Source organism: Agromyces sp. NPDC060279 (assembly GCF_042726785.1).
Classification (GTDB): domain Bacteria; phylum Actinomycetota; class Actinomycetes; order Actinomycetales; family Microbacteriaceae; genus Agromyces.
Genome location: NZ_JBHXBK010000001.1, coordinates 803,136 through 828,809 on the forward strand (window position 1 = coordinate 803,136; position 25,674 = coordinate 828,809).

The 25,674-nt window shown below is 72.2% G+C and carries 26 protein-coding genes, 2 tRNA genes and 1 pseudogene; 12 read left to right on the forward strand and 17 right to left on the reverse strand.

Translation table 11 applies throughout. The annotated features are described in order from the left end of the window. Positions 1 to 33: 33 nt before the first annotated feature. The 7 genes from ACFWE1_RS03735 to galU all read right to left on the reverse strand — a co-directional run bounded on the left by ACFWE1_RS03735 (position 34) and on the right by galU (position 6,944). The gene (locus tag ACFWE1_RS03735) at positions 34 to 1,332 is read right to left on the reverse strand and encodes an MFS transporter (RefSeq protein ID WP_376932188.1); all 1,299 of its coding nucleotides are present in this window, start codon (positions 1,330 to 1,332) and stop codon (positions 34 to 36) included. Positions 1,333 to 1,391: 59 nt separating this feature from the next. After that, a complete protein-coding gene (locus ACFWE1_RS03740; RefSeq protein WP_376932189.1) occupies positions 1,392 to 2,864 on the reverse strand; it encodes an NAD-dependent succinate-semialdehyde dehydrogenase in 1,473 nt (490 codons plus the stop codon). Between the two features lie 126 nt (positions 2,865 to 2,990). Further along, on the reverse strand, positions 2,991 to 3,890 hold the full coding sequence (locus tag ACFWE1_RS03745; protein ID WP_376932190.1) for a LysR substrate-binding domain-containing protein: 900 nt from the start codon (positions 3,888 to 3,890) through the stop codon (positions 2,991 to 2,993). Between the two features lie 152 nt (positions 3,891 to 4,042). Then, a tRNA-Ala gene (locus ACFWE1_RS03750) sits at positions 4,043 to 4,118 on the reverse strand. Between the two features lie 71 nt (positions 4,119 to 4,189). After that, entirely contained in the window at positions 4,190 to 5,212 is a 1,023-nt protein-coding gene (locus ACFWE1_RS03755; RefSeq protein WP_376932191.1) for a hypothetical protein, read from the reverse strand. A gap of 97 nt (positions 5,213 to 5,309) precedes the next feature. Further along, entirely contained in the window at positions 5,310 to 5,972 is a 663-nt protein-coding gene (locus tag ACFWE1_RS03760; protein ID WP_376932192.1) for a GNAT family N-acetyltransferase, read from the reverse strand. Between the two features lie 75 nt (positions 5,973 to 6,047). Next, positions 6,048 to 6,944 (reverse strand): UTP--glucose-1-phosphate uridylyltransferase GalU, encoded by an 897-nt coding sequence (galU, locus tag ACFWE1_RS03765; RefSeq protein WP_376932193.1) that lies wholly within the window; start codon positions 6,942 to 6,944, stop codon positions 6,048 to 6,050. 44 nt (positions 6,945 to 6,988) lie between these two features. On the opposite strand from galU, the gene ACFWE1_RS03770 reads away from it, so the two are divergent. From ACFWE1_RS03770 to mscL, 3 genes are read left to right on the forward strand one after another with little or no spacing between them, the layout of a single operon-like run. Further along, positions 6,989 to 7,567 carry a 5-formyltetrahydrofolate cyclo-ligase gene (locus tag ACFWE1_RS03770; RefSeq protein WP_376932194.1) on the forward strand — a complete coding sequence of 193 codons (579 nt, stop codon included), beginning with the start codon at positions 6,989 to 6,991 and terminating at the stop codon, positions 7,565 to 7,567. Positions 7,568 to 7,599: 32 nt separating this feature from the next. Continuing rightward, on the forward strand, positions 7,600 to 7,938 hold the full coding sequence (locus tag ACFWE1_RS03775; protein WP_376932195.1) for an FmdB family zinc ribbon protein: 339 nt from the start codon (positions 7,600 to 7,602) through the stop codon (positions 7,936 to 7,938). A 47-nt stretch (positions 7,939 to 7,985) separates the two neighbouring features. Further along, positions 7,986 to 8,423 carry a large conductance mechanosensitive channel protein MscL gene (gene mscL / locus ACFWE1_RS03780; protein WP_376932196.1) on the forward strand — a complete coding sequence of 146 codons (438 nt, stop codon included), beginning with the start codon at positions 7,986 to 7,988 and terminating at the stop codon, positions 8,421 to 8,423. Between the two features lie 338 nt (positions 8,424 to 8,761). On the opposite strand, the gene ACFWE1_RS03785 is transcribed toward mscL, so the two are convergent. After that, positions 8,762 to 12,514: an AAA family ATPase gene (locus ACFWE1_RS03785; RefSeq protein ID WP_376932197.1), complete on the reverse strand. Its 3,753-nt coding sequence runs from the start codon at positions 12,512 to 12,514 to the stop codon at positions 8,762 to 8,764. 103 nt (positions 12,515 to 12,617) lie between these two features. Here ACFWE1_RS03785 and ACFWE1_RS03790 point away from each other — a divergent pair, with 103 nt between their 5' ends. Next, complete coding sequence (locus ACFWE1_RS03790) at positions 12,618 to 12,923, forward strand: rhodanese-like domain-containing protein (protein WP_243567647.1); 306 nt, start codon at positions 12,618 to 12,620, stop codon at positions 12,921 to 12,923. 171 nt (positions 12,924 to 13,094) lie between these two features. Here ACFWE1_RS03790 and ald read toward each other — a convergent pair whose 3' ends face one another. Then, positions 13,095 to 14,192: an alanine dehydrogenase gene (gene ald, locus ACFWE1_RS03795; protein WP_243567646.1), complete on the reverse strand. Its 1,098-nt coding sequence runs from the start codon at positions 14,190 to 14,192 to the stop codon at positions 13,095 to 13,097. Positions 14,193 to 14,322: 130 nt separating this feature from the next. On the opposite strand from ald, the gene ACFWE1_RS03800 reads away from it, so the two are divergent. After that, the gene (locus ACFWE1_RS03800) at positions 14,323 to 14,826 is read left to right on the forward strand and encodes an Lrp/AsnC family transcriptional regulator (protein ID WP_376932198.1); all 504 of its coding nucleotides are present in this window, start codon (positions 14,323 to 14,325) and stop codon (positions 14,824 to 14,826) included. Between the two features lie 9 nt (positions 14,827 to 14,835). Here ACFWE1_RS03800 and ACFWE1_RS03805 read toward each other — a convergent pair whose 3' ends face one another. Further along, positions 14,836 to 15,903, reverse strand: a complete 1,068-nt coding sequence (locus tag ACFWE1_RS03805; protein ID WP_376932199.1) for an ATP-dependent DNA ligase — start codon at positions 15,901 to 15,903, stop codon at positions 14,836 to 14,838. A 138-nt stretch (positions 15,904 to 16,041) separates the two neighbouring features. On the opposite strand from ACFWE1_RS03805, the gene ACFWE1_RS03810 reads away from it, so the two are divergent. Genes ACFWE1_RS03810 through ACFWE1_RS03820 form a run of 3 tightly spaced genes read left to right on the forward strand, consistent with a single transcriptional unit; the run spans position 16,042 to position 17,887 of the window. Further along, entirely contained in the window at positions 16,042 to 16,227 is a 186-nt protein-coding gene (locus tag ACFWE1_RS03810; RefSeq protein ID WP_376932200.1) for a hypothetical protein, read from the forward strand. 41 nt (positions 16,228 to 16,268) lie between these two features. Beyond that, on the forward strand, positions 16,269 to 17,534 hold the full coding sequence (locus ACFWE1_RS03815; RefSeq protein ID WP_376932201.1) for an RNA polymerase sigma factor: 1,266 nt from the start codon (positions 16,269 to 16,271) through the stop codon (positions 17,532 to 17,534). Beyond that, positions 17,531 to 17,887, forward strand: coding sequence for a YciI family protein (locus tag ACFWE1_RS03820; RefSeq protein ID WP_376932202.1), 357 nt, complete (start codon positions 17,531 to 17,533; stop codon positions 17,885 to 17,887). Before ACFWE1_RS03815 ends, ACFWE1_RS03820 begins: the two co-directional genes overlap by 4 nt. 21 nt (positions 17,888 to 17,908) lie before the next feature. Here the strand turns inward: ACFWE1_RS03820 and ACFWE1_RS03825 are convergent. Next, a tRNA-Arg gene (locus tag ACFWE1_RS03825) sits at positions 17,909 to 17,981 on the reverse strand. 85 nt (positions 17,982 to 18,066) lie between these two features. On the opposite strand from ACFWE1_RS03825, the gene ACFWE1_RS03830 reads away from it, so the two are divergent. Then, on the forward strand, positions 18,067 to 19,095 hold the full coding sequence (locus tag ACFWE1_RS03830; protein ID WP_376932203.1) for a lactonase family protein: 1,029 nt from the start codon (positions 18,067 to 18,069) through the stop codon (positions 19,093 to 19,095). 37 nt (positions 19,096 to 19,132) lie between these two features. On the opposite strand, the gene ACFWE1_RS03835 is transcribed toward ACFWE1_RS03830, so the two are convergent. The 4 genes and pseudogenes from ACFWE1_RS03835 to ACFWE1_RS03850 all read right to left on the reverse strand — a co-directional run bounded on the left by ACFWE1_RS03835 (position 19,133) and on the right by ACFWE1_RS03850 (position 22,773). Continuing rightward, positions 19,133 to 19,975 carry a CHAP domain-containing protein gene (locus ACFWE1_RS03835; protein WP_376932204.1) on the reverse strand — a complete coding sequence of 281 codons (843 nt, stop codon included), beginning with the start codon at positions 19,973 to 19,975 and terminating at the stop codon, positions 19,133 to 19,135. Positions 19,976 to 20,100: 125 nt separating this feature from the next. Then, a pseudogene (locus tag ACFWE1_RS03840) lies at positions 20,101 to 20,657 on the reverse strand (HNH endonuclease). A 323-nt stretch (positions 20,658 to 20,980) separates the two neighbouring features. Then, a complete protein-coding gene (locus ACFWE1_RS03845; RefSeq protein WP_376932205.1) occupies positions 20,981 to 21,745 on the reverse strand; it encodes a C40 family peptidase in 765 nt (254 codons plus the stop codon). A 335-nt stretch (positions 21,746 to 22,080) separates the two neighbouring features. Continuing rightward, a complete protein-coding gene (locus ACFWE1_RS03850) occupies positions 22,081 to 22,773 on the reverse strand; it encodes an iron dependent repressor, metal binding and dimerization domain protein (protein WP_376932206.1) in 693 nt (230 codons plus the stop codon). 74 nt (positions 22,774 to 22,847) lie between these two features. Here ACFWE1_RS03850 and serC point away from each other — a divergent pair, with 74 nt between their 5' ends. After that, positions 22,848 to 23,963 carry a phosphoserine transaminase gene (gene serC / locus ACFWE1_RS03855; protein WP_376932207.1) on the forward strand — a complete coding sequence of 372 codons (1,116 nt, stop codon included), beginning with the start codon at positions 22,848 to 22,850 and terminating at the stop codon, positions 23,961 to 23,963. 1 nt (position 23,964) lies between these two features. Beyond that, positions 23,965 to 24,213 carry a DUF2530 domain-containing protein gene (locus tag ACFWE1_RS03860; protein WP_376932208.1) on the forward strand — a complete coding sequence of 83 codons (249 nt, stop codon included), beginning with the start codon at positions 23,965 to 23,967 and terminating at the stop codon, positions 24,211 to 24,213. Here ACFWE1_RS03860 and ACFWE1_RS03865 read toward each other — a convergent pair. Both ACFWE1_RS03865 and ACFWE1_RS03870 read right to left on the reverse strand, forming a co-directional pair. After that, positions 24,198 to 24,914, reverse strand: a complete 717-nt coding sequence (locus ACFWE1_RS03865) for a DUF3027 domain-containing protein (protein ID WP_376932209.1) — start codon at positions 24,912 to 24,914, stop codon at positions 24,198 to 24,200. The two genes, ACFWE1_RS03860 and ACFWE1_RS03865, sit on opposite strands and share 16 nt — an antisense overlap. Further along, positions 24,907 to 25,287: a cold-shock protein gene (locus ACFWE1_RS03870; protein WP_189083866.1), complete on the reverse strand. Its 381-nt coding sequence runs from the start codon at positions 25,285 to 25,287 to the stop codon at positions 24,907 to 24,909. Before ACFWE1_RS03870 ends, ACFWE1_RS03865 begins: the two co-directional genes overlap by 8 nt. Before the next feature lie 107 nt (positions 25,288 to 25,394). Here ACFWE1_RS03870 and ACFWE1_RS03875 point away from each other — a divergent pair, with 107 nt between their 5' ends. Next, positions 25,395 to 25,667, forward strand: a complete 273-nt coding sequence (locus ACFWE1_RS03875; RefSeq protein ID WP_243567626.1) for a hypothetical protein — start codon at positions 25,395 to 25,397, stop codon at positions 25,665 to 25,667. The last annotated feature ends 7 nt before the right edge of the window (positions 25,668 to 25,674 follow it).

Here is a 25,674-nt window from a genome sequence, read left to right on the forward strand (position 1 = left end):
GATCGTCCGGCGCTGCGTGCGCCACTGAGGGGGCTAGTCGAGGGGGACGCCCCGGGTCTCGGGCATGACGAAAGCGACGACGAGGAAGGCGAGCGCCCCGGCGATCGCGACGTACCAGAAGAAGAGCTGACCGAGCCCCTCGCCGCCGAGCCAGGTCATCACGAGGCCCGCGGTGCCGCCGAACGTCGCGACGGTGAGGTTGTACCAGGAGCCGATGCCCACGGCACGCACCTTCGTCGGGAACAGCTCGGACATGAACGCCGGGTTCAGCGCGGCGTGGCCGGCGTACAGGGTGAGCAGCACCCCGAAGACGAAGAGCATGCTCCAGAACCCGGGTGCCTCGACCAGCAGCGAGAGCGGCACGGTGAGCAGGGCGTACCCGCCGGTCATCACGAGCAGCGGGGGCTTGCGACCGATCCGGTCGGAGAGCGCGCCGATGGGGTACTGCAGCGCCACGAAGAGCGCCGTCGCGATCGAGAGCGCCCAGAACACCTGGGCCTTGTCGGCGTCGAAGAAGTTGATGACGTACGGGGTGAGCGCCGAGAAGTTCGTGTAGTACGCGAGCGTGCCGATCATGGTCAGAGCGACGATGATGAGCACCGAGCGCGGGTACTGGCGGAGCGTGGTCAGGAGCGGATGCCGCACCGCCCTGGCCGCGTCCTTGTGCGACTCGTAGTGGGCCGACTCGCGCAGGCTCCGACGCAGCCAGAGCCCGATGAACCCGAGCAGCGCTCCGACGAGGAACGGGATGCGCCACCCCCAGTCGGCGAGCGCCTGCTCGCTCAGCGTCGTCGTCATGAACGCGCCGAGCAGCGAGGCGAGGAGCACCATGCTGCCGGTGGAGATGTAGAAGAACGCCGAGTACCGGCCGCACCGCTCGGGTGGCGCGATCTCCGCGAGGTAGGAGGCGGCGTTCGACACCTCGCCCCCGAGCGACAGCGCCTGCGCGATCCGCGCCAGGAACAGCAGCGCGGGCGCGAGCCAGCCGACGGTCTCGAACGTGGGCAGCACGGCGATGAGCAGCGAGCCCACCGCCATCAGGGTGATCGTGAGCAGCATGCCGCTCTTACGACCCCGGAGGTCGGCGAAGCGGCCGATCAGGATGCCGCCGAGCGGGCGGAAGAAGAACGCGACCGCGTAGATGAGGAACGTCGACAGCAGCGCGCCCGTCGCATCGCCCGGGAACATCTGCGTGGCGAAGAAGACGGCGAACGTCGCGTAGATCGTCCAGTCGAACCACTCGACCGCGTTGCCGATGCTCGCCGCGGCGATGGTTCTGATCGGCATCCGGTGGCGGGTCGCCGGCGGGTGCTGCTGGCTCGTCTGACTCATGTGACCTCCTCGTCACTGCTGGGTTCGGGGTGAATCGGGGGAATCGGCGCGGCGGTCGCTCAGCGGGGCCGCCCGATCCCGACGTAGGTGGTCTCGAGGTATTCGTCGATGCCCTCGGCCCCGCCCTCGCGGCCGAGCCCGGACTCCTTCACACCTCCGAAGGGCGCGGCGGGATTTGCGATGACGCCCGCGTTCAGTCCGAGCATGCCGACCTCGAGCGCCTCGGCGAGGCGGAGTCCGCGGTCGAGGTCGCGCGTGAAGGCGTAGGCGATGAGGCCGAACTCGGTATCGTTCGCCAGGGCGATCGCCTCCGCCTCGCTCGCGAACGGGACGACCGGGGCGACCGGGCCGAAGACCTCCTCGGCGAGGATCCGCGCGTCGCGGGGCACGTTCGTGAGCACAGTGGGCGGATAGAAGGTTCCGGCGCCCTCGAGGCGCTCGCCGCCCGTGACGATGCTCGCGCCGCGCTCCACCGCGTCGCGCACCAGCGACTCGACCTTCTGCCTGGCCCGCTCATCGATCAGGGGGCCGAGCCGGGTGCCCTCGTCGAGTCCGTGCCCGATGGGCAGCGCCGACATCCGCTCGGCGAGGGCGCGCACGAAGTCCGCCACGATCGCCTCGTGCACGTACAGGCGATTGGCGGAGGTGCACACCTGTCCCGCATTGCGCGCCTTCGCGAGCATCGCCCCGTCGACGGCGGCGTCGAGATCGGCGTCGTCGAAGACGAGGAACGGCGCGTTGCCGCCGAGCTCCATGGACGTGCGCAGCACCCGGGTGCTCGCCTGGGCGAGCAGCATGCGGCCCACGGGCGTCGAGCCCGTGAAGGACAGCTTGCGCAAGCGCCCGTCGCCGAGCATCGGCTCGACGAGCGCGCCCGGCGTCGAGGTCGGCAGCACGCTGAGGACGCCGTCCGGCAGCCCGGCCTCGAGCAGCACCTCGCCGAACAGCAGCGCGGTGAGTGGCGTCGCCTCGGCGGGCTTGAGGATCGCGGTGCATCCCGCGGCGAGCGCCGGTGCCACCTTGCGCGCCGCCATCGCCAGCGGGAAGTTCCATGGCGAGATGAGCAGCGACGGCCCGACCGGCCGGCGGGTCACGAGGAACCGCGACGCGCCGTCGGGGGCCACCGTGTAGCGCCCGTCGATCCGCACCGCCTCCTCGGAGAACCAGCGCAGGAACTCGGCGGCGTAGCTCACCTCGCCCCGAGCCTCGGCCAGCGGCTTGCCCATCTCGAGGGTGATCACCGTGGCGAACTGCTCCGTCCGCTCGAGCAGCAGCTCGAAGGCCCGCCGGAGCACCTCGCTGCGCACGCGCGGCGGTGTGGCCGCCCATGCCGCCTGCGCGTCGTCGGCGAGCGCGAGCGCCACGGCTCCCTCCGCCGGGCCGGCGTCGGCGACCTCCGCCAGGACGGAGCCGGTCGCCGGATCGAGGACCGGGAACACCCGGCCGTCGCGGGCGTCCCGCCAGGAGCCGCCCAGCAGGAGGCGGGTCGGGGCGTCGGGCAGTCCGGTCGACGCGGTCGAATTCGTGGTCACGCGGCGAGAGTACCCACGCGCCCCGCTCGGGGGCCATCGATGTGTTCGATCGAGAACACGGCGATGCCGATTCGACAACGGCGACCCGCGCCTCCCGGCGGGTGCGCGTCGGCGCGCGGCGGCCCCCTATGCGCCGGAGGCCTGCTCCAGGGTCTCCACGACCAGACCGGCGAGCACTTCGGCCGCCGGATGCAGCGCCCGGCCGACCGGGATCTGCACCTGGATGCTGCGCGCCTGGAACTCGGGCTCGCGCATCGGCACCGTCGCCACCGCCGCGGCATCGAGCGCACCGAGGCTGACGCGGCTCAGCAGCGCGACGGCGTCCGTCGCGGTGACGAAGCGGATGGTGGCGGCGGTGTCGTCCGTCTCGAACACCGGGTCGATGCTCGTCTCGATCCGCGCGGCGAACGCATCGACCAGTGCCCGGCTCGTCGCCCCCTGCGGGCTGAGCACGAGCGGGAACGCCGAGAGCTCCTGGAAGGACAGCCCCGCTTTCCCGGCGAGCGGATGTCCCGGACGCAGGAGGGCGTGCACGGGCGCACCGAACGCGTGCCGCACCTGCACGCCGGCCGCGAGGCTCAGGTTGAACGTGACGCCGAGGTCGACGACGCCGTCGCGCACCATCTCGCTCACGGCGCTCGCCGTCGCGCGCCGCAGCCGGATTCGGAGCTTCGGGTAGCGCAGGGACGCGCGCGCGGCGACGGCCGGGAGGAGTTCATGCACGGTCCCCTCCGACCCCGCGATCGAGACGATCGAGCTCGCCTCACCGGCCCGCAGCTCCGAGGCGATCTCCGCCGCCTCCGCGATGGTCCGCCGCGCGTAGGCGGCGAAGGCGTTGCCCGCCGCCGTGGCCTTGAGCCCGGTCGGCAGCCGCTCGAAGAGAGCCGTGTCGAGCTCCCGCTCGAGACGCGCGAGCTGCCGGCTGATCGCGGAGCCCGCGATGAAGAGGCGCCGGGCGGCCCCGTTGACCGACCCGGTCTCGTAGACGGCGACGAAGTACTCCAGCGCCGGATCGACGAGCCCCATGCCGCACCTCCGCCCCCGGAGTTCGATCGAGGCCGCTTCGGCGGCCGGCGCGGGGAGCAGCACCAGTATGCCTTGCCGGGCTCGGTGACGACGGCATGGAAAAGGCTCGAACCCCGGCCGATGTTTCCATCGACCGGGGTTCGAGCCTTGCGTGGTGGACCCAGGGGGATTCGAACCCCCGACCTTCTCATTGCGAACGAGACGCGCTACCAACTGCGCCATGGGCCCGAGCCGTGAACGAGCCTATCACTTCTGGAAGCGTGGTGGTGACCACCGCGGTCGCGGGTCGAGCAGCGCGATCAGACCGCGCGGCGACGCCGCAGCACCGTGTCGAGATCGTTGAATCCGGGCTCCGCGCTGCCGACGATCCCCATCGCGGCGTACGGGTTCGGCGCGGACTCCTCGCGGGCCCGGTCGGATGCCGCGGGCCGGGCGGCCTCGGCCACCGGACGCAGCACGGGCACCTTGGGCGCCATCCGCTCGGCCTTCGCCGCCATCGCCTCGCCCGCTGCGGCGCGCTGCAGCTTGGCCGCAGCCTCCACGGAGGCCATCGCCGTCGCCGCGATCGTGCCCCGCGACAGGTGCAGCGGACGGGGCAGCGGCTGCGGCGTCCACTCGGCCGAACGCGGCGTCGCCGTCGGCAGCTCAATCGGTTCGAACGCCGGAGCGGCGGGAGGCGTCGTGACGGCGCCCACGGCGGGCGCCGGGGTCGGCACCGCGGGCCGCGCCAGCCGAACGAGCCCTGTGGCCGCCGCGATCCCCGCAGCGGCCGCCACGAGCACCGTCACGATCGGCCAGGCCAGCGCGAGACCGGCGAGCACGACGGCGGTCGCGATGAGGACGACCGAGGAGCAGAAGGCACGGCCCCGGCGACGGGCCGCTCGAGCCGCAGCGCTGGAGAGCGGCGCGGCCGGTGCACCGTTCTCGGCCTGCGCGACGGCCGGCATCGACTGCGTGATCGCGAGGCGCGTGGCACGCTCACGGGCGGCGGCGACGGCTTCCTCGGCCGCGCGGCGCTCGACGAGCGCGATCTGCGCCTCCGCCTCCGCGGCGAGACGCGCAGCCTCGGCCTGATGCGCGGCGGCCTGCTCCTGCGCCGCGAGGATCCGCCGCTGAGCCACGACCTCTCGCGCCGTGGCCTCGAGGCGCACCGCCTCGGGCGTCTCGGCGGTCTCGGCCAGCACCCGGAGGGTCTGCTGGAGCCGGATCGCGTGCCGTTCGCTCGCCTCGTACTGGCGCCGCCGGAACCAGTTGGGCAGCAGATAGACGATCCACAGCGCGGCGGCCACCGCCACCAGCACGCCCCCGCCCACCACGTCCATGCATCAACGGTAGGGCACAGACACCCGAGGTCCCGCGAGATTCGCGGGTGTGTCAGCGAGGGATGCCAGAGCGAGCGGACGCGCGCGGCATCCGCGCTCAGCGTCCGTCGAGCTGGAGCGGATGCAGCGCCGCGACCCGGTCGGCCGGGTGCACCTCGGCGGCGCCGAGCGGGACCCGCCCGTCGCGCCAGCGCTGCAGCACGCCGCGCGGCACCTCCTCGGCGACGAGGCCGAACGCGAAGTGATCGCGCCAGTCGCCGTCGATGTGGATGTACCGGCGGCGCAACCCCTCGTAGCGGAAGCCGAGCTTCTCGACGACCCGGAGCGAGGGCCCGTTCTCCGGGCGGATGCAGATCTCCATCCGGTGCAGGCGCAGCGTGCGGAAGCAGTAGTCGGTCGCGAGCGCGACCGCGGCGGGTGTGAGCCCTCGTCCGGCGACCCCCTGAGCGACCCAGTATCCGATCGTCGCGGACGACAGCGAGCCGTAGGAGATCGAGGACACGTTCAGCTGGCCGACGAGCTGTCCGTCGACCTCGAGCACGAACGGCAGGCCGTGCCCGGCCCTGGCGTGCGAGAGCAGGTTGCGGATCGAGCTCTTCACGTCGATGGCGAAGCCACCGCCGGGATAGCTCGCTTCCCAGCGGCGCAGCCACGCCCGGTTCTCGACGAGGACGCGCTCGAGTGCGCGCGCGTCGCGCACCCGGATGCCTCGGAGCACGAGCTCGCCGTCGCGGAGCGTGGGAAGGGCGGCTGCAGCCATGCTCAGAGAGTAGCGGCCCGGCGGGCGCGTCGGCGGTCAGAGCGGGTCAACGCGGCGCCCGGAACGCCGGAACCGCTACTTGTCGAGCCCGGCGACGTAGCCGCGCAGCCAGTCCTTGAGCTCGGCGCCCAGGTCGTCGCGGTCGCTGGCGAGCTGCACGACGGCCTTGATGTAGTCGAGCTTGTCGCCCGTGTCGTAGCGACGGCCACGGAACACGACGCCGTAGACGCCGCCGGTGGCCTCCACGTCGCCCGCCATCTCCATGAGCGCGTCGGTGAGCTGGATCTCGCCGCCCTTGCCGGGCTCGGTGCGCTCGAGCACCTCGAAGACCTCGGGCTTCAGCACGTAGCGGCCGATGACGGCGTAGTTCGAGGGCGCGACCTCCTTGGCCGGCTTCTCGACGAGCCCGGTGATGCGCACCACCTCGGGGTCGTCGGTGGGCTCGACCTCGGCCGCGCCGTAGAGGTGGATGCTGTCGGGATCGACCTCGAGGAGGGCGACGATCGAGGCGTCGCGCTTGCCCTGTTCGACGAGCATGCGGGTGAGCAGCTCGTCACGGGCGTCGATGATGTCGTCACCGAGCAGCACGGCGAACGGCTCGTCGCCGACGTGCATGCTCGCGCGCAGCACCGCGTGCCCGAGCCCGAGCGGGTCGCCCTGGCGCACGTAGTGCATGTCGGCGAGGTCGGTCGACTCGTTGACCTTCTCGAGCTTGGCGGTGTCGCCCTTCGCCTCGAGGGTGGCTTCGAGCTCGGCGACCCGGTCGAAGTGGTTCTCGAGCGCGTACTTGTTGCGGCCGGTCACCATGAGCACATCGGTGAGCCCGGCGTTCACGGCCTCTTCGACGACGTACTGGATCGCCGGCTTGTCGACGACCGGGAGCATCTCCTTCGGCATCGCCTTGGTCGCCGGCAGGAAGCGAGTTCCCAGACCGGCCGCGGGAATCACGGCCTTCGTAATACGCTCGGTCATCCGCCAAGCCTATCCGAACGCCCGCGCTGTCTAGGATGTTGAACATGCCCGACGACCCGGACGTCCAGAAGCGCATCCTCCGCGCCGAGCTCCGCGAGCGCCGGCAGAACCGCTCGAACCATGAGCGCGAGCTCGCCACCGAGGGGTTCACCGCCCGCCTCCAGGAGCTCGTCGCCCAGACCGGCGCGACCTCGCTCTCGTGCTACCTCTCGATGCCGAGCGAGCCGAACACCCGCCCGTTCGTGAACTGGGCCGAGGCGCGAGGCATCCGCGTGCTGTTCCCGGTCACGCGTGAGGACGGGCTCCTCGACTGGACCGTCGGCGAGGACGACACCGAGCAGCTCGGCCTGCACGGCACCCCCGAGGCGGTCGGCGAGCTGCTCGGCCCCATGGCGATCAACGACGTCGACCTCATCGTCGTCCCCGCCGCGGCGGTCGACGCGAGCGGCATGCGGCTCGGCTGGGGCCGGGGCTACTTCGACAAGACCCTCGGTTCGATGGCAAAATGCCCCCCGGTGTACGCCGTCGTCTACGACAGCGAATTCGTCGAGCGCGTGCCGCACGAGCGCCACGACCAAGGCGTGAACGGCGTCATCACCCCCACCCGCATCGTCGCCTTCTGAGCGTCGGCGCCCCGCACCATCCGGAGACCCCCATGCCCACCTATTCCTACCGCTGCACCGAGTGCGGGAACGCCTTCGACATCCACCAGGCCTTCAGCGACGACGCGCTGACGGTCTGCGAGGTCTGCGGCGGCAAGCTGCGCAAGCTCTTCAACACCATCGGGGTGACGTTCAACGGCTCCGGCTTCTACCGCACCGATTCCCGCTCCGGCTCCGGCTCCGGCTCCGGTGACGGGAGCTCGTCGAAGGCCGCGGCTGCGAGCAGCGGCAGCTCGACGACGGCGGGCAGTTCGTCGGGCGGCAGCGGCGCCGCCAAGTCCGCTTCGACGAGCCAGGGAACCGGCGGCGGCACCTCCTCGGCATCCGCCTGAGCCTGCGTTATCGTGGCGACGACCAGCCACCCCGGAGGGAGCGAGCCATGATCAACGGCTTCAAAGAATTCATCATGCGCGGCAACGTCATCGACCTCGCCGTCGCCGTCGTCATCGGCGCCGCGTTCACGGCCGTCGTGAACTCGATCGTCGAGAACCTCATCAACCCGCTGCTCGGCCTGCTCTTCAAGGCCGACAGCCTGAACAACGCCCTCGTCTGGCAGGTCGGCGACGCGAAGTTCTCCTTCGGTGCCATCATCGGCGCGATCATCTCCTTCCTCGCCGTCGCGGCCGTCGTGTACTTCGTCTTCGTGATGCCGATGAACCATTTCAAGGCGCGCGCCGAGGCGAAGCGCAAGGCCGGCCAGCCCGACCCCGAGACGCCCGAGACCGAGCTCGACGTGCTCGCCGAGATCCGCGACCTGCTCGCGGCGCAGAACGGCGGCGCCCCGGCTCCCGGCGGTTCGGGCCGTCACAGCGGCTGACGGGCCTTCGCCCGACGCGTCGAACGCCCGCTGCACCTCGGTGCAGCGGGCGTTGCTCGTGCCTCGGATGCCTCGCCGCTCACCAGTGCGGCGGGCGCTCCCTCGTGATCCGCTCGTCGTCGGGGCCGGCAGGCCGAATGGCCTCCCGTTCCACCGGCGACTCCGGCGAGGGGTCGCTGCCCGGCGCCGGCGTGAGCTTCGCCCGCCGGGCGCCCCGGGCGCGAACGACGCGCTGACGCCCCGGCTTCGGGGACTCCTCGACCTCGTCGTCAGTCCCGGCCGCCTCCGGCCGCTCCCCCGACGTCGGCGGCGGCGTCCCGGTCACCGGCTCGCGCCCGTCACCGCTGGGCGGCGGCGCGGCGCGGGCTCGGCTTGCCGAGCAGCGTCGCGACCCGCTCGGCCACGGCGTCGGGGTTGCTGAACAGTTCGAAGCTGTGCACGCGGAGGTAGTGCCAGCCGAGTCGGCGCAGCACCTCGGGGCGGAGTCGCAGCGACTCCCGGAGGCTCATCCCGCCGAGCGAGGCATCCGTCTCAACGACGACCGCCTTGCCGGCGTTCGCCGCCGCGAGGGCGAGGCTGCCGCGGTGGCCGACGCTCACCCGGATGCCGCGCCGCTCGAGCCGGGCGCCGAGGTCGGCCAGCATCGCATCGCCCGTCTCGGACTCCGCGGGGGCGGCCTGCCGCTCCTCGGTCTGCGCGAGCACGTTCGCGAGTGCGAGCACGCCGTGCGACTGCCGGTCCTCGTCGATGTGCTCGGGCCGGAACGCCGACACGATGTCCATCGAGCGACGGGCCCGCGTCATGCCGACGGCGAGCAGGCGGTCGCCGCCGGGCTCGCCGAGCGCGCCGAAGTTCGACAGCAGCCGGCCGTGCGGCGTGCGGCCGTAGCCGACCGAGAAGATCACCCGGTCGCGGCTCTGCGCGACGGCCTGCTCGAGCGTGAGCACGGTGAACGGTTCGGCCCGGTCCTTTAGGATGAAGTCGGAGAGGTCGCTGCGCTTCGCGAACGCCGCGAGCACCGCCTGGTAGACGCGGGAGGCGTGGCGCTGGCTCGCGGTGATCACCATGAGCGACTCGCGGGGCCGCTTGACGGCGTGCTCCATGACGAGCTCGACGACCTTCGCGACCTCGGTGTCGATCGACTCGACCGTGCCGGTCACTGGGTCGGGCAGCCCGTTGCCCGGCACGTAGTGCAGGCCCAGGCTGCCGTGTCCGAGGAAGCTCCCCGCCCACGGCATGGACACGATGCGCCCGCCGTAGAACCAGGTGTTCACGAGCTCGGCGAGGTCCTCGCCGCCGGCACGGTAGCTGCGGGTCAGGGTCATCGTCGGCAGCAGCTCGCCGAGCCGTGCCAGCGCGGAGTCCGCGTGCGCGGCGTCGACGCCGTGCTCGGGCGCCCCCTGCTGGTCGCGGTCGAAGATGCCCGTCTCGAAGAGCGTGGGCGTCTGCGTCACCGGATCGCCGAACGCGACGATCTGCTTCGCCCGCCGGATCGCCCCGAGGTTCTCGGCGATCGTCGTCGCGCCGGCGTCCACGAGGATGACCGTGTCGAAGCCGATGCCGTCGTCGATCGTCGGCACCTCGTACGGGGAGGCGAGCCAGACGGGCGCCAGCACCCGGAACAGCGTCGGCGCCTCGGCCTGCAGCTGCTGGGACCGCACGCGGTCGCTGCGCAGCAGCTTCTTCAGCCGCTCGGCCTCGTCGGGGTGGTCGACGAGCGCGACCTTCCAGTTCTCGGCGAGGCGCCAGGCGGCGAGCGGCCCGGCGGCGGCGGCGTGCGCCTCGTCGACGAGCCGGAAGTCCGCCTCGAGCCGGTCGAGCACGGTCGTGTTCGCGCCGAGCAGGGCCTTCTCGCGGGCCAGCATCGTCTCGAGCACCGACTGCCACCAGGCGAGCTCGAGCTCCGCTGCGACCCGGAGCTCCGGCACGTGCCGCTTCGACAGGTCGAGCAGCAACGGGTCGAGCCCGAGGTCGCGGAGGCGCGACAGCAGCGCCGTGCGCTCCTGCAGGTTCAGCAGCACCTCCGACTCCTCGGCGAGACCCGCGAGGGTGGACTGCAGTTCGCGGATGGGGCGGGCGGCGAGCTGACGCGGCGTGCCCGCCACGCCGAGCGGACCGTCGAGCGAGGCCAGGTCGGCCGCCACCGTGCGGTACGCGACGTGCACGTCGTCGATGCCGGCGGGCACGCCGGGGATCGCGCCGGCCTCGGAGTAGCGCTGCCAGAGCGTGCGCTGCTGCTGGATGCCGCGGAGCGCCGCGTTCAGGTCGGACACGTGCACGCCCGGCCGGAGGAACTCGCTCGCGTGCCGGCGGAGTCGGCGGCGGTTCGCGGCGCTCATCCCCTCCGAGTCGCGCCGGGAGCCGGTCGCCGCGATGAGCTCGCCGAGCGGCCGGTCGTAGACCGAGGGCTGGAACTTGTCGAGCGTCTCGCGCACGTCGAGCAGCAGCCGCAGGAAGACGCCGAGCTCGGCCACCGACTCGAAGGGGCGCAGCCGGGTCTGGGCGATGAGCGCGCGGCCGCGCTCGAGCAGGCGCGGCACGTCGCTGCGGCTCAGCCGCTTCGCGAGCTCGTGGGCCTGCGCGGCGTCCTCGGAGTTCGAGAAGGAGGCGCCGTACCACGGCGAGTCGCCCGGACCGTAGCGGAACTCGCCCAGCGCGGCCGCGCGGGCGAGGTCCTGCGCGGCGCGGGAGCGGTCGCCGGAGAGTGCGACGAGCGCGGCATGGTCGAGCCGCGCCGTCGTGTCGGGCGCGGCGGGCAGCGCAGCGAGATCGGCGAGCGCGCTCAGCGCCTCGAGCACGGACGCGCCGAACTCGGGATCGCGCCGGGTCAGCGCGCTGCGGTAGTCGAGCAGCACCTTGCGGAGGCGGACGAGCGCGTCGTCGACGTCGGTGACGCGCGGGCGCTCGGCCTTCTCGTTGCGGGAGATGGACTGGATGAGCTCGCGCCGGAGCCCCTCGCTCGTGACCGCCATGCCGCCGAGGCCGACCTGGCCGAGCCGGTGCGCGATGCCGTCGAGGCTGGCCTTGCGGGCGCCGGCGACGAGCACGCGCTTGTCGGCGGCGACGAGCGCCCCGATCGCGTTGACGATGGTCTGCGTGCCGCCCGTGCCGGGCAGGGTCTTCACGACGATGGAGGCCCCGGCGGCGACGGCCGCGACGACCTGCTCCTGCTCCTGGTCGGCGTCGAGGAGGAGCACGTCGGTGGACGGCGGTCGCTCGTCCTGCGGCACCGGACGCGGCAGCTCCGGCAGCGCGGCGAGCGAGGCGCGGGCCGCCTTGTTGCCGGCGATCGCGTCGACCACGGGATGCCCCGTGCCGTCGACGTCCGCGGCGAGCGCCGGGCCGACCTCGGCGAAGGAGGAGACGACGAGCCGCGGGGCGACGCTGAACCACGGCAGGTGCGAGGTCAGGCCGCGCAGGCGGTCGATGACCGGCTGCGGCTTGAACACGCCGTTGGTGATCGCGAGCGCGACGAACGCGTCGGCGTCGAGCGTGATCTTGAACTGCTCGTGGAGCTCGCGCGCGAGCGCCGGGTTGAGGAACGGCTGGCCCTTGAGCTTCAGCTCGAAGTCGCGCCCGTAGCGCCGGATGGCGAGCGGGCGCAGCAGCACGGGGGCGGTGTACTCCTGGCCGTTGTGCCGCCACGAGGCGAGCCCGATGGCGAGGTGCACCGACTCGATGCCGCGCACCGAGCGCAGCTCGATGCCCTTCTGGGTGATCTCGGCGGCGGCCAGGCGCGCGTTGCGCAGGGCGAGCTCGTCGCGGATGAGGCTCGACAGCAGCGTCGACTTGCCGGTGATGAACTGCGGCAGGCCGCCGGGGTGCGTCGTCGAGAGCTCGATGCGGGTGCGCGGCGTGTCCTCGAAGCGCACGAGCGGGGAGCGTCCGCCCGCGGCGCGCAGCTCCTCCTGCCATCTCCGCCAGGTGGGCTCGGCGACATTGCCCGCGACGAGGGCGGGATCACCGAGGCTGAGGCTCGTGGGCCGCCCGGCCTCGTGGGGAACGGGGTCGGGGGTGAGCTCGTCGGCCGCGGCATCCGTCTCGCGCGCGAGCAGTTGCTCGTCTCCTTGATCGCGTTCCAGCCGTTGCACAGGGCCACCTTATGTCGCACCTCCCCGGATTCCCCGCAGCGACGCCCGGAACCTCGCGGTTTGCCGCGGCTCGGGTATCGTGACGGGGGTCGAGAGGCCCATCATGCAGTCCAGCTCCCCCGCCGAGGTCCACGCCACGGCCGACGCCTACCTGATCGACGTGCGCGAGGCCGCAGAGCTCGCGCAGGCGCGGGTCGAGGGCGCGCACCACGTCCCACTCGGCGAGCTCGTCGCCCGGCTCGACGAGGTGCCCCGCGATCGCACGGTCTACGTCATGTGCCACGTCGGCGGTCGCAGCGCGCAGGCGGTGCAGTACCTGGAGCAGCAGGGCATCGACGCGGTGAACGTCGAGGGCGGCATCCTCGCCTGGTATCAGAGCGGGCTGCCCGTCGTCCTCGGCGACGACTGACCCGCGAGCGGGCCGGGTCCGGAACGGACGGATGCCCCGACCGCATCGTGTGCAGTCGGGGCATCCGGTCGCGGCGGGCGCTGGGAGTCGGCCCGTCGCGACGTTCCGTCACCCCTCGCGACCGCGCGAGGCGGTCGATCGGCTGCGAGGGGCGAGGTCGTGCGGCGCGGTTCAGCGCGCCTGGTAGTCGATCCCGAGGGCGACGGCGACGGGCTCGTTCGTGAGCTTGCCCGCGGTCGCGTTGAGGCCCTTGGCGAGCGCCGGGTCGGCGTCGAGGGCGGCCTCCCAGCCGAGGTCGGCGATCTTCAGCGCGTACGGCAGCGTCGCGTTCGTGAGCGCGGGCGCCGAGGTCGCGGGGACCGCACCGGGCATGTTCGCGACGCAGTAGAAGATCGCGTCGTGCACCTTGAAGGTGGGGTCGGCGTGCGTCGTCGGGCGCGAGCCCTCGAAGCAGCCGCCCTGGTCGATCGCGATGTCGACGAGCACGGCGCCCGGCTTCATCGTGGCGACCATCTCGTCGGTGACGACCTTCGGCGCCGCGGCGCCCGGGATCAGCACGGCGCCGACGACGAGGTCGGCATCCTTCACCTGGCGGGCGATCTCGTAGGGCGAGGAGGCGAGGGTCTTGATGCGGCCCTGGTAGCGCGCGTCGATCTCGCGCAGCTTCGGCAGCGAGATGTCGAAGACGGTGACGTCGGCACCGAGGCCGAGCGCGGTCGCGGCCGCCTGCTCACCGGCGACGCCGCCGCCGATGACGACGACCTTCGCGGGGCTCGTGCCGGGCACGCCCGCGAGGAGCACGCCGCGGCCGCCCTTCGAGGCGTGCAGCGAGGCGGCGCCCACCTGCGGGGCGAGCCGGCCGGCGACCTCGCTCATCGGGGTGAGCAGCGGCAGCGAGCGGTCGGCGAGCTGCACGGTCTCGTAGGCGATCGCCGTGACGCCCGAGGCGAGGATCGCGTCGGTGAGCGGGCGGTCGGCCGCGAGGTGGAGGTAGGTGAACAGCGTGAGGTCGCTACGGAGGTAGCCGTACTCCGGCTCGATGGGCTCCTTGACCTTGAGGACGAGCTCGGCGCTCCAGGCCTCGTCGGCGGTCGCGACGATCGTCGCCCCGGCCTCGCGGTAGTCCTCGTCGGTGTAACCGGCACCGACGCCGGCCCCCGCCTGCACGTCGACGCGGTGACCGCGCTGCGCGAAGGCGTGGACGCCGGCCGGGGTGATGGCGACGCGGAATTCGTTGTTCTTGATCTCAGCGGGCACGCCGATGTGCATTTCAGACTCCGAATGCTGTTGGGTGGGTACGCTCAATGGTCGCCGCTTATTCGTCGGAACGAAAGCTCTTCCGCACAGAATTCGGTAGTCTTGATGACTGCTGAGCATTCATGCGATTCGGAGGCCGATCATGAGCGATGCGCCGCAGATCCGCGACCAGGGGCCCGTCGCGCTCGACGAGCTCGACCGGGCGATCATCGCCCGACTGCACGAGAACGCCCGCATCCCGAACGTCGACCTCGCCCGGGCGGTGGGCATCTCGCCGTCCACGTGCCTCGCCCGCGTGCGCTCGCTGCGCGAACGGGGCGTCATCACCCGCTACACGGCGGAGATCGACCCGGTGGCCCTCGGCTTCACCCTGCAAGCGCTCGTCAGCGTGCGCATCCGCCCCGGCGCGCGCCACCTCATGGAGCAGATCTCCGACGAGCTCCGCCGTGAGCCCGAGGTCGCGCAGCTGTTCTTCCTCGGCGGCACCGAGGACTTCCTCATCCACGTCCGCGTCCGCGACAGCGCGCACGTGCGCCAGTTCGTGCTGAAGAACCTCTCGGCGAACCCCGCGGTCGCGCTCACCGAGACGAACCTCGTGTTCGAGCACCACACCGCGCTCTCCGCCGGCATCGGCGTCGTGCTCTGAGCCGGGCGCTCAGCTCCTGAGCGGCAGGATCTCGCCAAGCTCGAGCGCGCCGGGCGTCTCCAGCTGGCCGTAGTCGCAGCTCGCCGGGTCGCGGTCGGGCCGCCAGCGGCGGAACTGCGCCGTGTGCCGGAACCGCTCGCCCTCCATGTGGTCGTACGCGACCTCGACGACGCGCTCGGGTCGCAGCAGCACGAACGACAGGTTCTTGCCGGCGCTCCAGCGGCTCACCGCCCCCGGCATCCGCGTCTGCTCGTGCGCGGACTGCTCGGCCCACTCGCCCCAGGGATGCCGGGACGGATCCGTCTCGACGAGCGGCTCCAGCTCCGCGACGAGCTCGGCGCGCCTCGCCATCGAGAACGCGGCCACGACACCGACGTGATGCAGTCGCCCGTCGTCGCCGTAGAGGCCGAGCAGCAGCGAGCCGACCACGTCGCCGCTCTTGTGCCAACGGAAGCCCGCCACGACGCAGTCCGCCGTGCGTTCGTGCTTGATCTTGAACATCGCGCGCTTGTCCGGCTGGTAGACGCCGTCGAGCGGCTTCGCGACGACGCCGTCGAGGCCGGCGCCCTCGAAGCGTTCGAACCAGTCGCGGGCCTCGGCCGGATCGGTGGTCGCCGGGGTGAGGAACACCGGGTCGGATGCCCCGGCCAGCACCTCCTCGAGCCGACGACGCCGCTCGCGGAAGGCGACACCGGTGAGGTCCTCGTCGCCGATCGCGAGCAGGTCGAACGCGACGAAGGAGGCGGGCGTCTCCCCCGCGAGCAGCTGCACCCGGCTCGCGGCGGGATGGATCCGCTGCTGCAGGGCCTCGAAGTCGAGCCGGCCGTCGCGCATCAGCACGATCTCGCCGTCGAGCACGCAGCGATCGGGCAGCTCCCGGCGGAGCGCTTCGACGAGCTCCGGGAAGTACCGCGTCATCGGCTTCTCGTTGCGGCTGCCGAGCTCGACCTCGTCGCCGTCGCGGAAGACGATGGTGCGGAAGCCGTCCCACTTCGGCTCCACGTGCCCGATATCGGGGATCTCCTTGACCGACTTCGCGAGCATCGGCGCGACGGGCGGCATCACCGGCAGGTCCATGCGACCCATCATGCTCCGGCGGAACCGGCGGCACCAGCGGCTTGCGGCGTGGCCGACGGTGTCGAAGTGAGGCGCAGCCGTTCGTGGTCTTGATAGCCGGACGCACCGATTCCGGCCAGATCCGGAAGGACATCCTCCATGCACATCGATCCGCTGGTGCTGCTCGGCTCCCAGCAGGCCGAGCAGCAGCGGGCCGCGGTCGAGGCGGAACGCCATCGCATCGCCGCCGAACGCCGGGAGGCCGACGAGGCCGAGGGCTCGCTGCGGACGGCCTCCGACCGCGCGCCGTTCCGACGCCGTTTCCGAAAGACTGTCGAAAGTTGAACCGCCCATTCGTAGCGCAGACGGAGAGAGGAGCGATGCCCATGCCCACACGTCGGGACGACACCCGGGAGGTCGCGACCATGCTCTCGCGCACGCATCGCGAGGAGTGGGCGCGGATCGTCGCGGGACTCGCGCGGCGGTTCGGGGACCTCGACCTGGCCGAGGAGATGACCGCGGAGGCGTTCGCGATCGCCGTCGAGCAGTGGCCGGCGCACGGCATCCCGCCGAACCCGGCCGGGTGGGTGACCACGACCGCGAACCGCAGGGCGATCGACCGGCTGCGACGCGAGGCGCGCCGGGACGAGAAGCACCGCGAGGCGCTGACGATGCCCGATCCCGATCCCGCCGGCCCGACCGGCGCCGTCGAGGACGACCGCCTCCGGCTGCTCTTCATCTGCTGCCACCCGGTGCTCTCCCTCGACGCGCGCGTCGCGCTCACCTTGCGGATCGTCGGCGGGCTCACCGTCGCCGAGATCGCCCATGCCTTCCTCGTGCAGGACACGACCATGGGACAGCGGATCAGCCGGGCGAAGGCGAGGATCAAGGCGGCCGGCGTCCCCTTCGCGGTGCCCGCGGCGGAGGACCTTCCCGCGCGCCTCGACGCCGTCCTCGCGGTGCTGTACCTCGTCTTCAACGAGGGGTACCTCGCGTCCGGTCCCGACTCGCCCGTGATCCGGCGCGAGCTGACCGCGGAGGCGATCCGTCTCACCCGGCTCGCCCGCGAGCTCCAGCCCGACGACGGCGAAGTCGCCGGCCTGCTCGCGGTGATGCTGCTGACGGAGGCCCGTGCCCCGGCCCGCCTCTCGGCCGACGGCGAACTGCTGCGGCTCGACGAGCAGGATCGCGGGTCCTGGGACCGGGAGCTCATCGCCGAGGGCGTGCAGCTGCTCGCATCGCGGGAAACCGATGAGCCCCCAGGCCGGTACCGGCTGCTCGCGGAGATCAACGCCGCGCACGTCACCGCTCCGCATGCGCGCGACACCGATTGGGCGCGCATCGCGAGCCTCTACTCCCGGCTCGAGGAGCTCGACCCGAATCCGCTCGTCAGCCTCAACAAGGCCATCGCGGTCTCCGAGCACGACTCCCCCGAGCTCGCGCTCGCGATCGTCGAGCGGCTCAGCGAGCAGCTCGACGGCCACCACGCCTTCCACGTCACCCGGGCGGAACTGCTGCGCGCCATCGGCCGCTCAGCCGATGCCCGGGCGGCCTACGACCGCGCGATCGAACTGGCCGGCACCACCGCCGAGACCAGACACCTCATCCGCCGACGAAATCAGCTCGCACCATCGAAAGGACCACGCTCATGAGCAACACGTACCTCGTCATCCACATGTCCGACCCCACCGGCACCGAGCTGCCCCAGTCCGAGGACCGGGCGATGCTCGAGCGCTGGGCGGCCGAGGGCGAGCACGCCGAGCGGCTCACGCTGGGCGGCCCGGTCGCCGGCCCGGAACTGGCGAGGTCCGTCGCCGTCCGCGACGGCCGGATCCTCGTCACCGACGGCCCGTTCCCCGAGTTCAAGGAGTGGTTCGCCGGCTACGACCTGATCACCGCCGAGTCGATCGACGAAGCAGCCGAGTACATGGCGAAGCATCCGGTCGCCGTCCTCGGCCGGATCTACATCCTCCCGTTGGTGGAGCTCCCGTGGGACCAGGAGTGACCGCTCGGAGCAGTCGAATCGTGCCCCCGACAGGACTCGAACCTGCGACGCACGGTTTAGGAAACCGACGCTCTATCCTCTGAGCTACGGGGGCGGCCTAGCGAGTCTACCGGCTCGCGATACCCTGGCGGTCGGCGCCGGGAGCGCCCCGACAGCGGTCCGCCGCGGAATGGAGCAGCATGCGCGGCGAAGCGACGGTCTTCTGGGTGGGCGCGTCGACGACGGGCGGCCTCGGCAGCCCGGCGGCGGGCGTCCGCCGCCTCGAGGTCGACGCGCAGGGCGGCTGGGAGCTCGACGAGCCGATCCCGGTCGGCGGGAACCCGATGTTCCTGGCGCTCCGCGGCGATCGCCTCGCCGTCGCCCACGAGCTCGCGCCGGGCGGCGTCTCCGCGTGGTCCGTGCAGGCCGACGGGCGCCGCCTCGCCCCGCTCGCCGAACTCGGCCCCGCCGACGGCGACCCCTGCCACCTCGCGATCAGCCCCGGCGGCACCTGGGCGCTCGCCGCGAACTACTCCGGCGGTTCGGTGACGTCCCATCCGATCGGCGGCCCCGCGGCCGCCGGCGCGGTCGGGCGCGCCGCGTTCACCGGCCGAGGCCCGGACACCGGGCGGCAGGAGGCGTCCCACCTGCACCAGCTCGTCTTCGACGGTGCGACGGCGCTCGGCCCCGATCTCGGGGCCGACCGCATCCGGCTGCTCGAGCTCGACGAGACGAGCGGCGCCCTCGGCGAGCTCGGCGAGATCGCCGTGCACGCCGGGGCCGGCCCGCGCCACCTCGTGGTGAGCGGTCGGCTCGCCCTCGTCGCGAACGAGCTCGACCGCACGGTCTCGGTCCTCGACCTCGACGCACGCGAGGAGCTCGGCTGGTACCCGGTGGACGGACGGGTCACCCCGCGAGCCCTCGGCGTCTCCGCCATCCGGCTGACGCGCGGCGACGTCGTGCTCGTCGGCGACCGCGACGCCGACGCGCTCGCCGGGCTGCGGTTCGACCGTGCGGCGCGGACGCTCCTGCACGTGGCGAGCGTGCCGACCGGCGGCATCCATCCCCGCGACCTGGAGCTCACGCACGACGAGCGGTTCGCGCTCGTCGCCGATCAGGGCTCCGACTCGATCGCGATCGTCGCCCTCGACGCCGAGGGCGTGCCGCAGGAGCTCGTCGACACCGTGCCGACGCCCGCGCCAGCCTGCCTCGCCCGCGTGCCCCGCTGAGGCGCCGCCGGCCCGCAGCAGCAGCGTCGGACCGGTCTCAGGCCGGCGGGTAGAGGTACAGCGCCTCGCCCGCCGGGATGGTGCGCCGGTGGTACGAGTGGTCGGAGTTCTGGTTGTACTCCTCGATGTTGACGCTGCCGTCGCCGTTGATCGACTGCACGTAGGCCACATGGTTGTACGGGAACCACGCGACGGCGCCCACGACGGGCGTCGAGGAGGTGGGCCAGCCCTTGGCCGCCCACTCGTCGGCCCAGACGTAGGCGCTGCCCGAGGCGAGGTTCGACCAGTCCCACTTCCACGGGGCGCTCGTCACGCCCGCGTCGCGGTTGAGCCGCCACGCGACGAAGTCGACACACTCCCGGTAGTAGTAGCGGAGCGGCGAGAGGCCGCCGCCGTAGTCGTCGGGGAGCTGGTCCCACCACGGGTAGTCGTCGCCCTCGGCCTTCACCGTGTAGACGGCGTAGTCGCCGTTGCCCGCGCGGGAGGCGAGCTCCGCGGCCCAGGCGGCCTGCTGGGCCTCCTCGGCCTCGCGGGCCGCGCGGTCGATCTCTTCCTTGGTGGTGACCTCGTAGCTGTCGGCCGCGACCGTCGCCTGGTTCACGAGGCCCGGCACCACGAGGTCCTGCGCCTCGCTCTGCGTCAGGCTGTAGTTCGCCGAACTCACGTGGTCCTCGACGCCCGGCATCATCGCGTAGGCGGGAATCGCGACCGTTCCGATGATCGCCGGCACCACCACGACGGTGCCGAGCACCCGGAGGGGGCCGCGCCGGCGCACTCGGCCGGCGGTCGACGGAGCGGGGTGAGCCTCGGGGGCCGTCGGCGCGCTGCGCCGACGGTCGCGCGGCCGCTGGAGCGCGTCGCGCGTGGTGTCACCGTTCACGTGAAGTTCCTCCGGATCCCGCAGGGAAAGGGGGGTCTGCGGGGTGGTCTCGGGCGACCGGAGGGCGTGCACCCCACCGGACTCGTTCCACCATAGGGCACGCTGTGCCGGATGTCACGATCAGATCACGGAGCACCTGGACGAGCCGAGCGGCAACGACCGCTCACCCGGCCAGGAGCGTCGGCTGCGGCATCGATCCGAGGTACTGCGCCCACTCCGGGTGGCGCGCCGACCAGAGCCCGGCGCGCGCCTGGGGCGTCGGGTTCGGCTCCGTCAGCTCGAACGGCAGCCGCCAGCCGATCTCGGCCAGCATCTTGTCGGCCTTCTTGTGGTTGCAGCGACGGCAGGCGACGACGACGTTGCCCCAGCTGTGGCCGCCGCCCCGGGATCGCGGCACGACGTGGTCGAGCGTGTCGCCGTAGCCGCGGCAGTACGCGCAGCGGTAGCCGTAGCGCTGCAGTGCCGCGCGGCGGGTGAGCGGAACGGGCCGCAAGGGGATGCGGACGTAGTGCTGCAGCAGCACCACGCTCGGCACGGCGTACCGCGCCGACCGCGAGTGCAACCAGCCCTCGGCCGCCTCGACGACCGAGGCCTTGCCGTTCAGCACCAGGAGCATCGCCCGGCGCATCGGGACCACGGCGAGCGGTTCGTAGCTCGCGTTCAGGATGAGGGTGCCGCTCATGACGTCACCTTTCGTACGGGGCCGGGTGGCTTCCGGCCGCGGGATACGGGACGGCGAATCGAGGCCTGCGGGGGTCGCTGGAACGAAAAACGGGCACCGTCCAGAGGACAGTGCCCGTGCAGCGCGTCGGCGCTCAGGTCGTTCGGCTGATGACTCGACCGTTGGTGGACGTGCGCGCGCGCGTTCCTGGCATGGACGCGCTCGCGCTGCACCATCGGCCTCCCCGTTCGGTTCGGTTCGTCAGGCCTCCAGGGTACGACAGGAAACGGCGCGCAGGATGCCTCCGGCGCGCCGTTTCCTCGGGCGGTCACCCGACGTTCATCTCAGATGCCGATGCGGACGATCGAGTAGTCGCTCGTCCAGATGGGCTGCACGCGCACCGAGGCGCCCTCGTACGGCGCATGCAGGATCATGCCGTCGCCGGCGTAGAAGCCGTCGTGGCCGGACATGATGACGAGGTCGCCCGGCACGGCGTCCGCCTCGGAGATGGGCGTGCCCATCGCGCCCTGCCCGGAGGAGGAGTGCGGCATCGAGACGCCGAACTGGGCGTACACGTACATGACGAAGCCGGAGCAGTCGAAACCCGCGGGCGTCGCGCCGCCGTAGACGTACGGCACGCCGATGTACTGCGTCGCGACGTTGTACACGCTCGCGAGGTCGAAGTTCGGGTACGGCGGGCTGGCGAGCAGCTCGCCGACCGACGGCCCGTCGTAGGAGGCGGCGTAGGAGGCCATCTCGGCCTGCGCGGCCTGGCGGGCGGCCTCGGCTTCGGCCGCCTCGCGGATCGACGCACCGGTCGTGACCGCGAGGGAGTCCTGCGAGACCGGGGCGGCCGAGGCATCCGCGTCGACGGCGACCGACTGCGGGTCGGCCTTGGTGAGGGCCGCGCTCGCGCTCGTGGCGAACTCCGGGTCTTCGCTGCCCGGGGTGAACGCGTAAGCGGGGATCGCGAGCGTGCCGACGATGCCGGCCGAGATCGTCATGACGACCAGGTTCGCGACGCCGCCGCGGCGGAACCGACGGCTGGAGATCGTCGAGACCGGCGCGATGGCCGACTCGGAATCCTCCGCCCTGGTCTTCGCCTGCACGATGGCCTTGGTCGCAGCTTTGCTGACGCGACCGCCGGGAAGACGACGCTTGGGGGAACGAGCCAAAACACTACCTCCGTCGCCCACGGCCGGAAGCGGCGTTCCACCTGGCTGCGCCGGAGCGCTTCACGGGTTTCAGGATCGAGCGGTGGACGTCGGGGGCGTCTCGATCTCGGTTCCGCCGACTGGCTTCTCGCCAGCGGACTCGAACGAGAATACGCGAGGGCTTTGGGAATGTCACATTCCGATCACGACGGACGCCGACTCACAGCGAATCCCAAGCTCCGCCCGCGGAACTCCGCGGGTGCGGCCGATGCGCTCAGTCGCCGATGCGCTCAGTCGCCGATGAAGAGGTGCGCGGCGACCTCGACCGGGAGCTCGAGCCCGCCGTCGACGTCGTCGACCTGCACGAGCACGTAGCCGCCGTTGACGCTGAACGTCGCCGTCGCGCCGGGCATGATGCCGGCCTGCTTGAGCTGGGCGAGCAGCTCTGGGTCGAACTGGACGGGCTCGCCCAGCCGGCGGACGACGCCGCGAATGGGCTCCGTGGTGTCGCCGAGGGCCTGCACGAGGTTGCGGACCCCGGTCATGAAGGGGGCCGCGGCGGGGACGCCGAGCTCCTCGAGGCCGGGGATCGGGTTGCCGTAGGGCGACTCGGTGGGCTGGCCGAGGAGCTCGATGAGCCGGCGCTCGACCTGCTCGCTCATGACGTGCTCCCAGCGGCAGGCCTCGTCGTGCACGTACTCCCACTCGAGCCCGATGACGTCGGAGAGGAGGCGTTCGGCGAGCCGGTGCTTGCGCATGACGTGCACCGCCTTGCTGCGCCCTTCCGGCGTGAGCTCGAGGTGTCGGTCGCCGGAGACGACGACGAGCCCGTCGCGCTCCATGCGCGCCACGGTCTGCGAGACGGTCGGGCCGGAGTGGCCGAGGCGCTCGGAGATGCGAGCGCGCAGCGGCACGATGTTCTCCTCCTCGAGGTCGAGGATCGTGCGGAGGTACATCTCCGTCGTGTCGATGAGGTCGGTCACGCTGCTTCCTCCCCGTGTCGTCACAGCCCGCCTTCCAGCCTAGTGGGCCCGCCGCCATCGATAGACTCATCGGCATGCCGAGCCTCGTGATCCCCGCTGAACTCCTGCCCGCCGACGGTCGATTCGGCTGCGGCCCCTCCAAGGTGCGGCCCGAGCAGCTCGCCCACCTCGCCGAGTTCGGCCCGGCCATCCTCGGCACCTCGCACCGCCAGGCCCCCGTGAAGGACCTCGTCGGCCGCGTCCGTTCGGGCCTGTCCGAGCTGTTCTCGCTGCCCGACGGCTACGAGGTCGTGCTCGGCAACGGCGGCTCGACCGCCTTCTGGGACGCCGCCGCCGTCTCGCTCGTCGAGCGCCGCGCGCAGCTCGCCGCCTTCGGCGAGTTCGGCGCGAAGTTCGCCAAGGCCGCCGCCGCCCCCTGGCTCGAGGCGCCCGACGTGCGCACCGCCGCGCCCGGCACGAGCGCCCGCGCCGAGGCCGTCGCCGGCGTCGACGTCTACGCCTGGCCGCAGAACGAGACCTCGACCGGCGTGCAGGCCCCCGTCCGCCGCGTCACCGGCGACGCGGGCGCGCTCACCGTCATCGACGCCACGAGCGCCGCGGGCGGCATCGCCGTCGACCCGAACGAGTTCGACGTCTACTACTTCGCTCCGCAGAAGAACTTCGCCGCCGACGGCGGCCTCTGGTTCGCCATCCTCTCCCCCGCCGCCATCGAGCGGGTCGAGCGCATCGCTGCGAGCGATCGATACATCCCCGAGTTCCTCTCGCTGAAGAACGCGGTCGACAACTCGCGCCTCAACCAGACGCTGAACACGCCCGCGCTCGCGACGCTGCTGCTGATGGAGAACCAGATCGACTGGATGAACGCCTCGGGCGGCCTCGCCTGGGCCGACGCGCGCACCCGCGAGTCGTCGTCGGTGCTCTACGACTGGGCCGCCGCCTCGCCGGTCGCGACGCCGTTCGTCGCCGACCCGGCCGATCGCTCGCAGGTCGTCGTCACGATCGACTTCGACGAATCGACGGATGCCTCCGCCATCTCGAAGGCGCTCCGGGCGAACGGCGTCGTCGACACCGAGCCGTACCGCAAGCTCGGCCGCAACCAGCTGCGCATCGCGACGTTCACCGCCATCGAGCCCGACGACGTCCGCGCCCTCACCTCGGCGATCGACTACGTGCTCGGAGAGCTGGGCTGACGTGCGGCTCTGGCTGCCCGAGCAGGAGCGTCGGCCCGACCCGGCGCCCGCCCGGGCCGATGCGCGGAAGGCGCTGCTCGTCGGCACGGTCGGCTGGCTCGTCGCCCTCGGCGTCGTGCTCGCCCTCGGCGGCACGCTCGACGCGCGCGCGAGCGCGCTGCTCGTGCCGACCACGCTGATCGGCGCCGGGCTGGGCGTCGCCGGCCTCGTCGCCGTGCAACTGCTCAGGCGGCGTCAGTCGCGCTCGTGATCCGCGGAGTCCTCGTCGTCGTCGCCTGACTCGTCGTCGGCGTCGTCCTCGTCCGACTCGTCCTCGTCCGCGTCGTCGCCGGGCTCCTCGCTGAGCGCGTCGATCTCGATGCCGTCGAAGGCGTCGTCGTGATCGTCGTGATCGTCGTGGTCGTCGAAGCCGTCGTCGTCCGAGTCCTCGTCGGAATCGTCGTCGTCCTCGAAGTCTTCGTCGTCGAGTTCGTCCCCGGCGTCCTCGCCGGCCAGCGCCGCCGCCTCGGCCGCGGCGGCCTGCGCGGCCCGGTACTCGGCGAGCCGCTCGGACCACGGCACCCACTCAGGGGCGAGCAGGGCACGCTCGCCCGGCATGAGCTCGGTCTCGAGCACGGTCGGCTCGGCGTCCTCGACCCGGGCGATCGTCACGCTCCAGTGCCAGCCGGGATAGCCGGCGAGGTCGGCAGCGAAGAGCAGCGACAGCACGTGCTCGCCCTCGACGATGTGCCCGACGACGGAGCCGACCGTCTCGGGCGGGGTGACCTCGAGCAGCGCCCGCTGCGCGAGCGCGGCGGAGGCGAGCAGCACCTCGTCGGCGACGAACGCCGGCTCCTCGGCGACGGTCGATTCCTCTGCGGCGGTCGACTCGTCGACCAACGCGAGCTCGGTCTCGCTCGTCCCGGTTCCGGCCGCGGTGGGCTCGGTTTCAGCTTCGGTCGACTCAGGCATCCAGCTCGTCAGCCACCTTCCGCAGCAGCGTCGCGATCTGCCGGCCGCGCGCCTTGTCGGGGTAGCGGCCGCGGCGCAGGTCGCTGCCCGCCGCATCGAGCCACTTCACCAGGTCTTCGACCACGACCGCCATGTCGTCGGCGGAGCGGCGGTTGATGCGGGCGAGGCTCGGCGGCGTCTCGAGCACGCGCACCGAGAGGGCCTGCGGCCCGCGCTTGCCGTCGGCGATGCCGTACTCGACCTTCGACCCGGCCCGGACCACGGCCCCGGCGGGGAGTGCGGAGGCGTGCAGGAAGACCTCCTGGCCGTCATCACCACTGATGAAGCCGAACCCCTTCTCCTCGTCGTAGAACTTGACCTTGCCGCTGGGCATCGCGTGACCTCGCTCGTGTCCATGCGGGCGCGCCGGAACGCGTCGCCCTCGGGTCCCCAGTCTAGTTGCGGCCGACGCACTCGGCTCGCCCTGGCTATCCTGGGAGGGTGAGCACCGATCGCCCCACCTCCGAGAACCGCCTCGAGCGCGTCCTCGCCTTCATGGTCGCCGGCTCGGTCGGCCTGTCGGTGCTGTGCATCTTCGCCGTACTGATCGCGACCGCCGCCGGCGCCGGAGCCGGCGACGGCTTCAGTCGCGGCGTCTGGCCGGTCGTCTTCTTCATCCCGGTCGTCGGGCTGCCGCTCGGCTTCCTCCTGCTCGTCGTCCTCCTCATCGTCAACGCCGTGCGCCGCTCGCGCGAGGCGCGAACCGGGAGCTGAGCGGGCC

Excerpts from the sequence above, each read along its gene's own strand:
- ACFWE1_RS03735 (WP_376932188.1), bottom strand. The coding sequence starts at position 1,332 with ATGAGTCAGACGAGCCAGCAGCACCCGCCGGCGACCCGCCACCGGATG.
- ACFWE1_RS03745 (WP_376932190.1), bottom strand. The coding sequence starts at position 3,890 with ATGGGGCTCGTCGATCCGGCGCTGGAGTACTTCGTCGCCGTCTACGAG.
- ACFWE1_RS03755 (WP_376932191.1), bottom strand. The coding sequence starts at position 5,212 with ATGGACGTGGTGGGCGGGGGCGTGCTGGTGGCGGTGGCCGCCGCGCTG.
- ACFWE1_RS03760 (WP_376932192.1), bottom strand. The coding sequence starts at position 5,972 with ATGGCTGCAGCCGCCCTTCCCACGCTCCGCGACGGCGAGCTCGTGCTC.
- galU (WP_376932193.1), bottom strand. The coding sequence starts at position 6,944 with ATGACCGAGCGTATTACGAAGGCCGTGATTCCCGCGGCCGGTCTGGGA.
- ACFWE1_RS03770 (WP_376932194.1), top strand. The coding sequence starts at position 6,989 with ATGCCCGACGACCCGGACGTCCAGAAGCGCATCCTCCGCGCCGAGCTC.
- ACFWE1_RS03775 (WP_376932195.1), top strand. The coding sequence starts at position 7,600 with ATGCCCACCTATTCCTACCGCTGCACCGAGTGCGGGAACGCCTTCGAC.
- mscL (WP_376932196.1), top strand. The coding sequence starts at position 7,986 with ATGATCAACGGCTTCAAAGAATTCATCATGCGCGGCAACGTCATCGAC.
- ACFWE1_RS03790 (WP_243567647.1), top strand. The coding sequence starts at position 12,618 with ATGCAGTCCAGCTCCCCCGCCGAGGTCCACGCCACGGCCGACGCCTAC.
- ald (WP_243567646.1), bottom strand. The coding sequence starts at position 14,192 with ATGCACATCGGCGTGCCCGCTGAGATCAAGAACAACGAATTCCGCGTC.
- ACFWE1_RS03800 (WP_376932198.1), top strand. The coding sequence starts at position 14,323 with ATGAGCGATGCGCCGCAGATCCGCGACCAGGGGCCCGTCGCGCTCGAC.
- ACFWE1_RS03805 (WP_376932199.1), bottom strand. The coding sequence starts at position 15,903 with ATGGACCTGCCGGTGATGCCGCCCGTCGCGCCGATGCTCGCGAAGTCG.
- ACFWE1_RS03810 (WP_376932200.1), top strand. The coding sequence starts at position 16,042 with ATGCACATCGATCCGCTGGTGCTGCTCGGCTCCCAGCAGGCCGAGCAG.
- ACFWE1_RS03815 (WP_376932201.1), top strand. The coding sequence starts at position 16,269 with ATGCCCACACGTCGGGACGACACCCGGGAGGTCGCGACCATGCTCTCG.
- ACFWE1_RS03820 (WP_376932202.1), top strand. The coding sequence starts at position 17,531 with ATGAGCAACACGTACCTCGTCATCCACATGTCCGACCCCACCGGCACC.
- ACFWE1_RS03830 (WP_376932203.1), top strand. The coding sequence starts at position 18,067 with ATGCGCGGCGAAGCGACGGTCTTCTGGGTGGGCGCGTCGACGACGGGC.
- serC (WP_376932207.1), top strand. The coding sequence starts at position 22,848 with ATGCCGAGCCTCGTGATCCCCGCTGAACTCCTGCCCGCCGACGGTCGA.
- ACFWE1_RS03865 (WP_376932209.1), bottom strand. The coding sequence starts at position 24,914 with ATGCCTGAGTCGACCGAAGCTGAAACCGAGCCCACCGCGGCCGGAACC.
- ACFWE1_RS03870 (WP_189083866.1), bottom strand. The coding sequence starts at position 25,287 with ATGCCCAGCGGCAAGGTCAAGTTCTACGACGAGGAGAAGGGGTTCGGC.